The 13,341-nt window shown below is 59.3% G+C and carries 16 protein-coding genes and 1 other annotated feature (1 of these 17 running past the window's edge); of the genes, 1 reads left to right on the top strand and 15 read right to left on the bottom strand.

What is annotated here, in order from left to right; genetic code table 11:
• Nucleotides 1-34: a binding site (T-box leader), on the bottom strand; it reaches 237 nt to the left of the window's first position.
• 55 nt (nt 35-89) lie between these two features.
• The 7 genes from M516_RS0115795 to M516_RS0115765 form a co-directional block, all read right to left on the bottom strand.
• Nucleotides 90-584: a DivIVA domain-containing protein gene (locus M516_RS0115795; protein ID WP_029099975.1), complete on the bottom strand. Its 495-nt coding sequence runs from the start codon at nt 582-584 to the stop codon at nt 90-92.
• Between the two features lie 95 nt (nt 585-679).
• Nucleotides 680-1,453 (bottom strand): YlmH family RNA-binding protein, encoded by a 774-nt coding sequence (locus M516_RS0115790; protein ID WP_029099974.1) that lies wholly within the window; start codon nt 1,451-1,453, stop codon nt 680-682.
• Between the two features lie 13 nt (nt 1,454-1,466).
• Nucleotides 1,467-1,736, bottom strand: a complete 270-nt coding sequence (locus M516_RS0115785) for a YggT family protein (protein WP_029099973.1) — start codon at nt 1,734-1,736, stop codon at nt 1,467-1,469.
• A 26-nt stretch (nt 1,737-1,762) separates the two neighbouring features.
• Nucleotides 1,763-2,188, bottom strand: coding sequence for a cell division protein SepF (locus M516_RS0115780; RefSeq protein WP_029099972.1), 426 nt, complete (start codon nt 2,186-2,188; stop codon nt 1,763-1,765).
• 23 nt (nt 2,189-2,211) lie between these two features.
• Nucleotides 2,212-2,916: a YggS family pyridoxal phosphate-dependent enzyme gene (locus M516_RS0115775; RefSeq protein WP_029099971.1), complete on the bottom strand. Its 705-nt coding sequence runs from the start codon at nt 2,914-2,916 to the stop codon at nt 2,212-2,214.
• A 7-nt stretch (nt 2,917-2,923) separates the two neighbouring features.
• Nucleotides 2,924-3,760 (bottom strand): peptidoglycan editing factor PgeF, encoded by an 837-nt coding sequence (gene pgeF / locus M516_RS0115770; RefSeq protein ID WP_029099970.1) that lies wholly within the window; start codon nt 3,758-3,760, stop codon nt 2,924-2,926.
• A 70-nt stretch (nt 3,761-3,830) separates the two neighbouring features.
• Nucleotides 3,831-4,115, bottom strand: coding sequence for a YlmC/YmxH family sporulation protein (locus M516_RS0115765; RefSeq protein WP_029099969.1), 285 nt, complete (start codon nt 4,113-4,115; stop codon nt 3,831-3,833).
• A gap of 54 nt (nt 4,116-4,169) precedes the next feature.
• Here M516_RS0115765 and M516_RS23645 point away from each other — a divergent pair, with 54 nt between their 5' ends.
• Nucleotides 4,170-5,138: an FkbM family methyltransferase gene (locus M516_RS23645; protein WP_193746984.1), complete on the top strand. Its 969-nt coding sequence runs from the start codon at nt 4,170-4,172 to the stop codon at nt 5,136-5,138.
• Between the two features lie 54 nt (nt 5,139-5,192).
• On the opposite strand, the gene sigG is transcribed toward M516_RS23645, so the two are convergent.
• From sigG to M516_RS23640, 8 genes are all read right to left on the bottom strand, one after another.
• Entirely contained in the window at nt 5,193-5,972 is a 780-nt protein-coding gene (gene sigG, locus M516_RS0115755) for an RNA polymerase sporulation sigma factor SigG (RefSeq protein ID WP_029099968.1), read from the bottom strand.
• A gap of 207 nt (nt 5,973-6,179) precedes the next feature.
• The gene (gene sigE, locus M516_RS0115750) at nt 6,180-6,902 is read right to left on the bottom strand and encodes an RNA polymerase sporulation sigma factor SigE (protein ID WP_029099967.1); all 723 of its coding nucleotides are present in this window, start codon (nt 6,900-6,902) and stop codon (nt 6,180-6,182) included.
• Nucleotide 6,903: 1 nt separating this feature from the next.
• The gene (gene spoIIGA / locus M516_RS0115745; protein ID WP_029099966.1) at nt 6,904-7,863 is read right to left on the bottom strand and encodes a sigma-E processing peptidase SpoIIGA; all 960 of its coding nucleotides are present in this window, start codon (nt 7,861-7,863) and stop codon (nt 6,904-6,906) included.
• A gap of 202 nt (nt 7,864-8,065) precedes the next feature.
• Nucleotides 8,066-8,632: a bifunctional adenosylcobinamide kinase/adenosylcobinamide-phosphate guanylyltransferase gene (cobU, locus tag M516_RS0115740; protein WP_029099965.1), complete on the bottom strand. Its 567-nt coding sequence runs from the start codon at nt 8,630-8,632 to the stop codon at nt 8,066-8,068.
• A 42-nt stretch (nt 8,633-8,674) separates the two neighbouring features.
• The gene (locus M516_RS0115735) at nt 8,675-9,454 is read right to left on the bottom strand and encodes an ABC transporter ATP-binding protein (RefSeq protein WP_029099964.1); all 780 of its coding nucleotides are present in this window, start codon (nt 9,452-9,454) and stop codon (nt 8,675-8,677) included.
• Nucleotides 9,455-9,458: 4 nt separating this feature from the next.
• Nucleotides 9,459-10,496 carry a FecCD family ABC transporter permease gene (locus M516_RS0115730; RefSeq protein ID WP_029099963.1) on the bottom strand — a complete coding sequence of 346 codons (1,038 nt, stop codon included), beginning with the start codon at nt 10,494-10,496 and terminating at the stop codon, nt 9,459-9,461.
• Nucleotides 10,496-11,500, bottom strand: a complete 1,005-nt coding sequence (locus M516_RS0115725) for an ABC transporter substrate-binding protein (protein WP_029099962.1) — start codon at nt 11,498-11,500, stop codon at nt 10,496-10,498. The genes M516_RS0115730 and M516_RS0115725 overlap by 1 nt, the downstream gene beginning before the upstream one ends.
• A gap of 337 nt (nt 11,501-11,837) precedes the next feature.
• The gene (locus M516_RS23640; RefSeq protein ID WP_051188241.1) at nt 11,838-13,088 is read right to left on the bottom strand and encodes a type III PLP-dependent enzyme; all 1,251 of its coding nucleotides are present in this window, start codon (nt 13,086-13,088) and stop codon (nt 11,838-11,840) included.
• Nucleotides 13,089-13,341: the final 253 nt, after the last annotated feature.

Genomic DNA, 13,341 nt, shown 5'->3' with positions numbered 1-13,341 from the left:
TTGGTCACGTACTCTTCCCGTTCATCGTTGGTACAGTGATGAAAAGTTTGCAAATATTATAGTACCATCATGGCCTGAACGTCAACGGTTTATTCCGCCAACAGGGCGGACGTCGTGGAATCAGCCTGCTCGAGATCGTCCCACGCCCCGTTTTCCAGCATCTCCAACTGGGCTTCGAGCAGGGTGCGGAAGCGCATCCGATAGACGGAGGCGCGCTTTTTCAACTCTTCGATTTCAATTGCGATCTTGCGGGATTTCGCCAGGGCTTCGTTGACGATCCGATCGGCGTTTTTCTCCGCTTCCTTCAGGATCAACTGCGCTTCCTTGCGGGCGTTGGACTTGACATCCTCGGCCGTTTCCTGGGCCACGAGGATGGATTTGCTCAGGTTCTCCTCCAGGCTCTTGTAGTGCTCCACCCGCTCGTTCAGCATGGCGACGCGCTCTTCCAGTTCCTTTTTTTCCTTTATCAGGAGTTCGAAGTCCTTGATCACCTGATCGAGGAACTCGTTCACTTCGTCAATGTTGTATCCGCGAAAACCCGTGCTGAATTCCTTATTGTGTATGTCCAATGGCGTTAAAGGCACATGAACCCCCCACTTTTCCCGGTAGTCGTACCCATTCTCTTCGACAGGCAGAGCCGCATTTCCTGCCGGATTTTGCAAAATTATTGAGCCTGCTCTCAGGTGACCAGCCCGACGATCATGCGCAGCCGTCCACTCCGTGTCGGACCGGTCACGTCCAGCAGCTTGAACCGTCCGAATCCGGCCAGCGACACCATGTCGCCCGGCTCCAGCAGATGCGACGGGTCGTCCACCACTTTCCAGTTGACCTTCAGCTTGCCCGCCCGGATCGGCACCAGCGCCTTTGCCCGCGACAGGTTGTACACCTCGCCGACGACCGCGTCGACGCGCGGCGACGGAACAGTGACTGTCTTTTCCGCAAACCGGGGAGCGGGCGGCTGAAACGACTCCCAATCAATCCGCTCGAATTGGACCGGCGTCCGGTGAATATGCGTCACCTGGGAACAGACGAAATCGGCCACTTCTTCCGCGATGACGACATGGATCGCCTCCTCGGCCACGATCATGTCGCCGAACTTCTCCCGCTTCAGCCCCACGTTCAGGAGCGCTCCCATCACATCCCGGTGCTCCAGTGTCCGGAAGCGCTGGTCGGCGGCAATCCGCAGCAGGGCCAGGCGGTAGTCCTCCGGCTCGGGCACGAGGTAATCGGGATGGAGCAGCACGCGCACCCGCTCCGCTCCGTCGTAGCCCCCGCTGGCCGAAACGGAGACGTCACGCACCTGCGAGGTGAGGCTCTGCATGATCGCAAGCTGCCTCGGGTCCAGAAAATCAGTAAGGCGCATGGCCTGCTTCCGCTCTGTCAGCGTCAGCATCTCCAGCGCCCGTTCCGCAAAGGGACGTTCCTCTTTTCGAAAATGATCAAACACGCTCATGCCGTCACGCACCTCACAGCAGCAGTTGCTGCAGGATCGCATTGAGACCCCTGTGGGCGAAGTTGAGCGCGATCAACGCCACGATCGGCGAGATGTCGATAAAGCCGAGCGGCGGGATAAAGCGGCGAAACGGCGCCAGAAACGGCTCCACCAACCGCTCCAGCAGTTGGCCGATGGGCGTTTCCCGCATCTGCGGCACCCACGACATGAGGACGTAGGCAATGACCATGAATTGATAGACGGTAAAAGCGTAATACACGATGGTAAATATGGCCGTTGTCATTCACTCACCCTTTTTGCTGAGTTCTCTTACTCTTCGACGACACTGGAGATCGTACCCTGGATGTCGACGTGATCCGGCGTGCAGACAAAGATGTAGTCGCCTACCTTTTGAATGTCTCCGTTCAGCGCGTACACCGTTCCGCTCAAAAAGTCGACGATGCGCTTGGCCTGTTCCTTGTCCACCCGCTGCAGGTTGACGACGACCGGCCGGCGGTGACGGAGGTTGTCAGCGATGTCCTGCGCGTCGCTGTAATGCCGTGGTTCACATAGAATCAACCGAATGCCCTCCTTTTCCCGCGCCTGAAACGGCACCACGTTGTTGGCGCGAGGCGCCGGCTGCCGTTTGGTGAAAGACTCCCGCTCCTGCTCTTCGCGCTCCTCTTCCACCGTCTCTTCGATGTACTCTTCGTTTTCCAATCCCAGGAACCCCATGATCTTGTTCATTACGCCCATGGCCATCCTCCTCTCGTGCGGAGTTACGGTGATTCCGGCTTTACCAGTACCGAACCGAGCCGGATATATGTCGCTCCTTCTTCAATCGCCACTTCAAAATCGTTGGACATGCCCATCGACAGCTCGTCGATTGCGGCGTGCGGAAAGCTCCAGCCGTTGATCCGCTCTTTCCATTCGCGCAGGCCGCGGAACACGGGACGCGCCTCCTCGGGATTTTCGACAAAAGGCGCCATGGTCATCAATCCGACGATCTTTATATGTTTCATATTACTGGTTTCCTGCAAAAAAGCCAATACGTCATTGGGACTAAGCCCAAATTTTGTCTCTTCTCCGGAGATATTGAGCTGCAGAAAACAGGAAACGACACGGTTCAGCGCTTCGCCGCGCTTGTTCAGCTCCCGGGCGAGCGACAGCCTGTCCAGCGAGTGGATGAACGGAAACTTCCCTACAACGTCTTTTACCTTGTTGGTCTGAAGATGGCCGATGAAGTGCCACGTCCCCAGGTGGCCGTAGCGCTCGAACTTGGGCAGCGCATCCTGCACGCGGTTTTCCCCGATGTGCTCCACGCCGATGGCCAGCAAATCGCCGATCGTGTCGGCGTCGACGTACTTGGTGACGGCGATGACTTTCACCTCTTCCCGCTTCCGGTTGGCCCGGGCGCAGGCGGCCGCGATGCGCTCTTCGACGGCTGCCAGCCTCTCTTTCAGCATTTCCCTCTCTCTCGTCACGATTCGTTCACAGCTCCTTTTCAGACTCTCTCCACCCGATAAACGACGCCATCCGTCCCGTTTTCCCCGCCTCTTTCCGGTGGGAGAAAAACAGGTCGGTCCGGCAGCTTGTACACCATCCCGTACGCAGCACGCGCTCTGGCGCGACGCCGCATTCCGCCAAAATTTCCTCGTTCAGACGGGGCAGATCCAGCATGTACCGGCCGTTTTCCCGGGGAATCACGGCCGCTTCCCAGCGAGCAGCCGCCGTCCGCACCCGTTCCATGATTCGTTCGTCCACTTCGTAGCAGCAGCCGCCGATAGCAGGACCGATCGCCACCAGCAGCTCCTCCGCCCTGCTGCCGTAGTGACGCTGAAACGCCCGCACCATTTCCTCGGCAATACGCGCCACCGTCCCCTTCCAGCCGGCGTGGGCCAAGCCGATCGCCCGCGACGCCGGATCGAGGAAAAACAGCGGCACGCAGTCGGCATAAAAGGACGTGAGCAGCACGCCCGGCTGATCCGTATGCAGGCCGTCCGTCGCCGGTATCACGTCGTCCAGGCTCTCCCTGCCCGCTCCTTTGGATTGGGACGTCACCTGGCATACCCGACTGCCGTGCACCTGGTCAGCGCACGTCCAGGCTTCAAACGGCATGCCCAGCTCCGCCGCCAGCTTGCGCCGGTTGGCCACCACGTGTTCCGGGTCGTCCCCCACGTGCAGGCCCATGTTAAAAGAGTGGTACGGCCCTTCGCTCACACCCCCGGTCCTGAGGGTAAACCCGGCCGCCAAGCCGGGAAAGCGCTCTTCCCACTCCCGCAGATGAAGCAGCGCGCCGCCCTCTCTGCCAACAAACGGTTCGTTCATGTTGTCACCTTCCTTATATGGCTTATGATACCACAGCCCAAAAGAAAAGAAAGGCTCTCTCTCGCCTTTCTCAAGCCCGGTATTCGTCTTCCCCGCTGGTTTTCGCCTCTACCCGCAGCGACTCCTCCAGGCGAACCAGAACGACGTCCTTGCCGATCTTGATGATGTTGCGCCAGGGAATCACGTAGTCGTTGCCCGCTGAAAAGAACCCGAGGAATTTGCCCGGTCCGGGGACGACAATCGCCTCCACCCGCCCGTGGCGTAGGTCTATCTCCAGGTCGGATATCTGCCCCAGCCGCTTGCCGTCCAAAATGTTCACCACTTCTTTGGTCTGGAAGTCCGAGATCTTGACCATTTTCCTCACCCACTTTTTCTCCGTTAGTTCAAGTATATGACCTGGCAGACAAATATGCCCCGTGAAAAAGCGGAGAAAGATTGGACCGGCGTCACGGCAAGTCGTTTGCGGCGCCATCCTGGCCGATCAGCTTGGTCAATTGCGGACACACACTTTTCTTTGCCATACATAAGGTATGGTGAGAGGTTGGCCATGCAAAGGAGGTTCTCGGCGGTGGATACAGGCGACACGACCCGGAAACCCAGATTGCTTGATTTTCGCAAAACCATTCATTCCCAATTTGGCGAGGATGGCATTATTGAAAAGATTTTCGAGATCATCGGCACCACGTCAAAAGTATGCGTGGAATTTGGCGCGTGGGACGGCTTCTTTCTGTCCAATACGGCCGCCTTATGGACAAAAGACTGGAAAGGCGTATTGATTGAAGCGGAACAAAACAAGTTTCTTGCGCTGTTGGACAATGTGAGAAACTATTCGTGCGTGCCGATCCTGGCAAAGGTCGGGATCGACGAAGACAACCATTTGGAAACCATTTTGCACCGACGGGGCATCACGGAACCAATCGACCTGCTGTCGATTGACATTGACGGGAACGACTACTACATTTTTCAAAGCCTGACCACCCTCAGACCGCGTGTGATCATCTGTGAATACAATCCGACCATGCCGGCTCATATCGACATCTACCCCGATTACGACAACCACACCGGATGTTCGGTGGCCGCGCTGGTGAGAGTCGCCCGGTCGAAAGGGTATCAGTTGGCCGCGCTGACAGAGGTGAATGCTTTTTTTGTCGTTGAGGAGGAATTTGCGAAGCTTTCGTCATTTGAGACTCGTCTGGAGCAGATCAGAATCGATCGGCACTTGACGTACCTGATCCTGTCATTTTCCGGGGAATACCAATTGGTTTCGCTCCAAAGCGAAATGCCTTTCGAAATCACGGCACCCCTGCGGCACAAATTGCGGGGAACGTTCCATCAGCCCATCCCGCATGTTATCTGCATTAATCCGAAGCGTAAATAAACAGCAAACAAAAACCTCCGTCGCTGTTGGCACGGAGGCGGCATATGATGAGCGTTACGATTGCACGTGTTTTTGCATGTGGGCGATGGCCGCTTTTTCCAGCCGGGAGACCTGCGCCTGGGAAATGCCGATCTCCTCGGCCACCTCCATCTGCGTCTTTCCTTCGTAGAAGCGCATCGAAAGAATCATCTTCTCCCGTTCGCCCAGCCGCTGCATGCCCTCGCGCAGGGCGATCTCTTCCACCCAGGTGGCATCCTTGTTTTTCTCGTCGCTGATCTGGTCCATCACGTAGATGGGATCGCCGCCGTCCTGATAGATCGGTTCAAACAGCGAGACCGGGTCCTGAATGGCGTCCAGCGCGAACACGACGTCTTCCTTGGGCACGTTCAGTTCCTGGGAAATCTCGGTGATGGTGGGTTCCCGCGAGTGCTTGTTGGTCAGATTGTCCCGCACCTGAAGCGCTTTGTAGGCGATATCCCGCAGGGACCGCGACACGCGGATCGGGTTGTTGTCCCGCAGATAGCGGCGAATCTCCCCGATGATCATCGGCACGGCGTACGTGGAAAACTTCACGTTTTGACCGAGGTCAAAGTTGTCGATGGCCTTCATCAGTCCGATGCAGCCCACCTGAAACAGGTCATCCACGTACTCGCCCCGGTTGTTGAAGCGCTGGATTACGCTCAGCACCAGCCGCAGGTTTCCGTTGACCAGCTTCTCCCGCGCTGCCAGTTCGCCGCTCTGCAGGCGTTCGAACAGGTCCCTCATCTCTTTGTTGGTAAGCACCGGAAGCTTAGAGGTGTCCACCCCGCAAATCTCTACCTTGTTGCGCGTCACGTCTTTCCCTCCTCGAAGCAAGAAAGTTCCCAACCCGGTTGTCTTGAAAGGCCGCGTACCGACGCATGGCCGGATGAAAGAAAACTCGGCGATGGCCGAGCTTCCGGCGAGAGCGGAGCCGTGTGAAGGCGGTAGTACGAGCAAGTGGCACTGCCACTGTCTGGCACGGTTTAGGAACAGTATCTCCTTCGACTGGGAAAATATGCGCTACACCATTTTGTTGAACTCTTTTCGCAACCGTTTTATAATTCGCTTTTCCAGGCGGGAAATGTACGACTGGGAGATGCCCAACAGATCGGCGACGTCCTTTTGCGTCTTCTCTTCTTCGCCCGCCAATCCGAAGCGCAGTTCCATGATGATGCGCTCCCTCTCCGTCAGCTTATCCAGCGCTTTTTTCAGCAGCTTGCGGTCCACCTGGTCTTCGATATTCTTGTAAATGGTGTCATTATCCGTCCCCAACACGTCGGAGAGCAGCAGTTCGTTGCCGTCCCAGTCGATGTTGAGCGGTTCGTCGAACGACACTTCCGAGCGGATCTTGTTGTTCCGCCTGAGGTACATGAGAATTTCGTTTTCGATACAGCGGGAAGCGTAGGTGGCCAGCTTGATGTTTTTCTCCGGATCAAACGTGTTGACCGCCTTGATCAAGCCGATCGTCCCAATGCTGACCAGATCCTCGATGTTGATCCCCGTGTTCTCGAACTTGCGGGCGATGTACACGACAAGCCGCAGGTTGCGCTCGATCAGCATGCTGCGCACGGCGGGATCGCCGGACGGCAGCCGGCTCAGGAGAATCTCTTCTTCTTCTCTGGTCAGCGGCGGCGGCAGGGCTTCACTTCCCCCGATGTAGTAGATCTCTTCGGCGCGTGCACCAATCCACAGCAGGAAACGGTACCAGAGCAATTGGAGTTGCAGGCGAAGTTTCACATACATACTAGCCCTCCTGTTCGCGTAAGGGAGTAAGGTTTTGGTCATCTTGTATGATGGCGGGGTGCACGATGGCTTGATACCGGCCGTCGGCGGCCAACGGGATCGGATTGAGACCGATCAGCACTTTCCTGGTACAGTAGCGGGCGCCGTTTTGCACGATGATCACTTCGTCCGGCTTGACGGCGAGCAGAACATCCATCCCCCGGGACACGCTGCGGTAGGGAATCAGACGCAGCCGCGGCTGCCATTCCGCGGGCACCTGCTCGAAGAGGCCGTCCAGGTTTTCCCATGCCGTCGTGCCGCCGGCGATCCGCTGGCGAAGCGAAGCCGGCAGGATATGGGCAACCAGTTCGCTCTCCACAATCATCACCGGCTGGCGGGTAATCGGCTCGTGGAGCTGGTTGCCGGTGTCCACCAGTCCGCGGCAGACGACGCGTTCCCCTGCGATCGTCACCGTCACCTCGGCGAGGAACGCCTCGATCCGTCGCGGCTCCTGAACGGCATGGTAGCTCTTCCGGCTGAGGACGCAGACGAGGGAAAACCCCACGGCAAGAACGCCCAGCGTCGGCTTGAACCCGACGCCGAATCCGTCGCTGTGGAGGGACACCAATCCGTTCAGGATCTCGTTGTGCGAGGCGAGGAAATACTGCAGGCCAAACACCCCGCCGCCGAAGATGAAGGCCACGAAGTAGAAAATGGCGAGATTTTGCAGGAAGGCGCGCAGTCTTCGATTGCCAAACGCGATCCACAGCATGAGGACGGAAAACAGCAGCTTGACGGTCCACTGGTACATCGAGGCGAAGGAAGGGAGAAAGAAAAACACCAGGTACATCGACCCGAACAGAGAAGCCAGCAGGATCCTCCACCATATTACCCGCTCTTTGCGAAAATAGGCCGTAAACCAGAGCAGCAAGGTATCAATGGCCATATTCAGGAGTAGAATGATATCGAGATAGACGATCACTCTGCCTTCACCCCCGCCCGGCAAAGACAGTATATATCAATGTGTATGTAAAGTCTGTCAATTCTTGACCGTGTTTTTTCGGATTTTTTGTAGAAGGGACCAAGCGGGCTGCGGGCGGTTACGGACGGGGCGCATGACCGAAAGCAAACGGAAAGGGCTGTCGCTACGATACGCACGACAGCCCCTTTTTTCGTTTCAATCGTCACAGGAGAAAGGCGCGCGATTTCAGCTCCACCGGAATGCCCGCCGTCACCAGAAACACCTGGTCGCTCGCTTCCGCCACCCGCTGATTCATGATACCGGCCGCATCCCGGAACATCCTGCCGAGCGGATTGTCGGGAACGATGCCGTACCCTACCTCGTTGGAGACCAGGATGATCGTTCCCGGAAACGACCGCAGCGCTTCCACCAGTTCGTCCACCTTTTCCAGCGTGTGCTCCATCGGCTGCTCCCGCTCATGTCTCAACAGCCAATTGGACAGCCAGAGCGTCAGGCAGTCGACCAGAACCACGCGCTCGCCCGAGCCGATCGCCGGTTCGGAGGAGAGCCGGCGCAAAAAGCCGGCGAGGTCGTACGGGATCTCAAACGTCTCCCACGAAAACGGCGACCGCTCGCGGCGCTGACGATGGCGGCGTACCCTCTCCCGCAGTTCCTCGTCAAAAACGGGGGAAGTGGCGATGTACACCCCTTGTGAACCGAGACGGGCGGCGTACGCTTCCGCAAACGTGCTCTTGCCGCTCCGCGCGCCGCCTGTAACCAGCACGATCATGACGATCCCTCCTCTTGTTTCGGACACGCCCGCGATGAGCCGCTATTCGCTTCCCGATTGCAGCAGGATTTGCGGCGATTGGCGCACCGGGTGATCAATTACGATCGGCTGGGTGCCGTACACTTCCCGAATCACATCGGCGCGCACAATCTCCCGCGGGGTTCCGATCCGGCACGGCCGCCCCTTTTGCAGCAGGAGGAGCCGGTCGCAGTACAGCGACGCCAGATTCAAATCGTGCAGGACGGCGATCACGGTCACCCCCTCCTTTCGCTGCCAGGCGCGGACCATATCCATGAGCTGCACCTGATAGCCGATGTCCAGGTACGTCGTCGGCTCGTCCAGGAGCAGAAGCCGAGGCTGCTGGGCCATCGCCTTGGCCAAGGCCACCCGCTGCTTCTCTCCCCCGCTCAGCCATTCCAGCGTGCGGTGCTGCAGGTCGCTCAATCCGAGCATCTGGATGATTGCGTCAATCAACTGGGCGGCATCCTCCCGCTCTTCCCCGAGCCAATTCTGAAACGGAAACCGGCCCATTTCCACCACGTCCCTGACCGTAAAGCCGACGGCCGGCAGGGGCTCCTGCTGCAACACGGCAATCCGGCGGGCCCGCTCCTTGCGCGAGTGCGCTTCGATCGGTCGGCCGTCCAGCCAGATGTGCCCCGCATCGGGGGATTCGACGCCGGACAAGAGCTTCAACAAGGTGGATTTCCCGCTGCCGTTGGGGCCGATGATGCCGAAACATTCTCCGCTTTCCACCGAAAAATGAACGTCGTGCAGGACCGGAATGCCGTCGTACGCCTTTCCCACTCCGTCGACCCGTATCATCCGTCTACCTCCTCGCCAGCCGTTTGTTTTTCTTCAGCAGATAGGCAAAGAACGGCGCGCCCAGAAAGGCGGTGACCACCCCAAGCGGAATCTCCGTCGGGGCCAGGATCGTTCGTGCCAGCGTGTCCGCCCACAGCACATACGCGCCACCGTAAATCACCGACAACGGCAGCAGCAGGCGGTAGTCCGGCCCCGCCAGCAGGCGAACCAGATGGGGCACCACCAATCCGACAAAGCCGACGACCCCGGCGATGGAGACGGCAGCGGCGGTCAGCAAAGCGGACACGCACAAGACCACCAGTTTCGTCCGTTCCACATGAACCCCCAGGTGAGCGGCCTGCCGTTCGCCCAGCGCAAACAGGTTTAACGTCCGGCTGTAAGCGGCCAGCACGACCAGTCCGCCACAGAGGTAGGGAACCAGCACGGACGAAAACGCCCATCCCCGGTACGCCAGGCTGCCCATCAGCCAGAAGACGATCTCGTTCACCACCTGGTCGGAGAGCGAGACCATGAACGAGACCAGCGACCCCAGGAACGCCTGGATGACGACGCCCGACAGCAGCAGGGTTTCGACGTGAAACGTGCCGTTCGTGTTGGCCAGCCGGAGGACCGCCCACAGACTGCCCATGCCGGTCAAAAAAGCGGCGATCGGAACGGTCCATTGGCCGAGCAGGACAAACTGGTAGCCGAACAGGATGAGGAAAGCGGCGCCGACGGCAGACCCCGAAGCGACTCCCAGCGTGTAGGGATCGGCCAAAGGATTGCGCAGAACGCCCTGAAAACCGGCGCCGGCCAGCGACAGACAGGCCCCGACGAGAACAGCCAGCATGATCCGGGGAAAACGCACTTTCATCACGATCTGCTCGGACGACGCCGGACAATCGACGGGGACATGCTGGCCGATCACCGGAAGCTGATGAAGCAGGATGGCCCAGACCTGCGCGAGGGGCAGTTGGGCCGCTCCCAGCGACAAGCTGACCACGACCGACAGGAAAAGGAGCAGGCAGCCTGCTCCTCCCCACAGAAACAATCGCGTTCTCATCATTTCACCCGATCCGGGTAAATCGCTTTGGCCACCTCATACAGCCCCTGGGTAATCCGGGGGCCCGGGCGGGACAGCAGATTCTGGTCAACGCCGACGACCCGCTGATCGCGAACGGCCTTCATCTTGTCCCAACCGCTCCGCTTGCGGATGATCTGCTCCAGGGTCTGGCCGCTTTTCTCATCCGTCACGCCGCTCGCGTACAGAATCACGTCCGGGTCTTCTTTCAGCACCTTCTCCTCGCTGATCGGATTCCAGCCTTCCATGTCGGCGGCGATGTTGACGCCTCCCGCCAGCGTGATCAGCTCGTCCATGAATTCGCCCTTTCCGACGGTCCAGCCGGGCGCGAATTCGACGTACACCTTTTTCCGCTCGTTCGGCTTGACGTCCTGCACGGCGTTTTTCACCCGCTGGATGTCTTCCTTCATCCGCGCGACCACCGCCTCCGCCTGTTCCTGCCGGTTGGTAATCTGCCCGATCAGCAGGATGTTGTTCATGATGTCCGCCGTCGTGCGGGGGTTGGTCTTCCAGACGACCAGGCCAAGCGAGCGCAGCTTTTCCGCCACCTGGTCCTGCATGGAAATGCCCGTAATCACCAGGTCCGGCCGCTGGGCGATGATCGCCTCCTCGTTGGGGTTGACCACGCCCCCCACTTTCGGCTTGGCTTTGGCTTCCTCAGGGTAATCGTCGTAGTCAGAGACGGCCACCACGCGGTCGCCAAGCCCCAGGGCAAACAAGATTTCCGTTTCGGCCGGGGACGTGGAGACAATCCGCTCCGGGGCCTTGGCAAAGGTATGGGCGGTCCCGGTCGCATCCTTCACGGTGAGGGGATAGCTCGTCTGTTTGGCGCCTGGAGAAGTTGTCTGGCCGGACTTCTGTTCTGTGCCGGCCGCCGCCGGCGTGGGCACCTGGTCCGGGCCGCCCGCGGTTTGTCCGCTGCCGCCGCAGCCGCCAAGCAGCGCCATTACCAGCGCACCCATTACGAGCCACAGGGATCGTTTCATCGTTCACTCTTCCTTTCCGTATGTATGAAAACCTTCTGACAGCCTGCCGCAAAGCGAAAAAACCCTTTGCATCCGCCGGGAAACAAAGGGTCAGCAAGCACCCGCTGCCGGAACACGATTCGATGGGACGTACGTCGAGTCCGTCTGTCATTATATCATTGGGGCGGCAAAAAAAGAAGATACACGGCACAGGGAAACCTGTCGCCGCATATCTTCTCCCTCCTGCTGCCCTACGCAGTTTGTACACCGCCCGGGACGGAGCCGAGCGCGAACCGGACCGCCGCCGGGCGCGAAGCCTTTCCCTTCCGCACCGGCAGCCGGCTCCGTCCGCTCCCGTTTACCCAAGACGTTCTGCGCGGCTGGCACCTCCATACGCGAATGCCTGGCCGTCCTCCCCGATGTACAGATGCTCCGGATGGGGATGGCTGAGAAAGTCGTGGTGGGAAATGGCCCACCCGTAGGCTCCGGCGTACAGGAACAGGACGATGTCGCCGACCCGCACGCGGGGGACGGAGACGTCTTGGGCCAGCACGTCTTTGGGCGTGCACAACTGGCCGACGACGCTGATCGCCGCATCGGTCCATTCCGTGCGGGGATAGGGATACGCCCACTCTTCCCGGGGGATGATCCGGAACGGATGACTGTGCTGCCAGGAGGCCGGCAGGCGGAAGTGATGGGTGCCGCCGCGGATGACGGCATACTTTTTACCGTGATTTTCCTTGAGGTCGATCACCTCGGCGGCGTAGTAGCCGCAGGAGGCGGTCAGGTATCGGCCGCACTCGAATACGACGGTGACGCCGGGCGGACACTTGGCCGCGAGCAGGGGGCCGAGGCGGGCGGCAAAGTCGTTCCAGCGAAACTGCCTTCCCAGGTCGGCATAGTTGACGCCGATGCCGCCGCCGACATTCAGGCAGGTGACGGTCAAACCGAACTGCTCGATCCAGCCCGTCAGCCGGTCGAGATAGGTGCCAATCAGGTGGAGATGCTGTCCGTGGTCCAGGTTGTTGGAGATCGAATGGAGGTGAAACCCTTCGATCCGAACGGACTCGTACTGCCGGGCGATCCGGATCACATCCGGCAGCCTGGCCTCGTCAATGCCGAACTGCGTGGGACGGCCGGCCATCGCCAGCGTCGCCTGCGGCAGCGGACCGCGCAGGTTCACCCGCAGCAGCACGGGCATTTGGATGCCGCGTGCGGCGGCGATGTGGGCCACCTTGTGCAGCTCATGCTCGCTTTCCACATGGATCAGGCTGACGTTGTGGCGCATCGCCCCCTCAATCTCCTCGCGGGTCTTGCCGGGACCGCCGAAAATGATCGGGATGTCCGGATCAACCGCCCTCACTTTTTCAATCTCCCCCAAGGAGGCCACTTCAAAGCCGTGGACGATGCCAGCCAGGGCCTCCAGGATCGGACGGCTGGAGTTGGCCTTGACAGCGTAAAACAGCCGGCACGACGGCGGGAGCGAATCGATCCGCCGGGCGGCATGACGGCGCAGGTGTTCCAGATCGTACACGAACGCGCAAAGCGGCCGGTCGCTTTGCCGGTGCTCACGCATCCGTTGGTGCAGAAGCTCTATCACTTTTTCCATGAAGCCCCTCCTGATTGATTGATGAAATGGATTGGCGTGCCGGACATGCGACGGCGTTTCTGCCCCGCCGCGGACAGCAGCGTGCAGCGTTGGCCGTGGCCGGCAGCGCGTGGGTATCCCTGACAAAGACGCGCACTTCCGTGACGACATCCTTGCGATGGTCAAAACTGGAAGGTACAAGATCAGTTTAATTGATAATGATTATCGATGTCAATTGTAAATCCGGACAGCTTCCATTGTTGCAATATTCTGT

Origin of the sequence: Brevibacillus thermoruber 423 (assembly GCF_000454065.1) — a bacterium.
GTDB lineage: Bacteria > Bacillota > Bacilli > Brevibacillales > Brevibacillaceae > Brevibacillus > Brevibacillus thermoruber.
The sequence above is the reverse complement of the archived record's forward strand: the minus strand, read 5'-3'. Positions and strand labels throughout refer to the sequence as shown.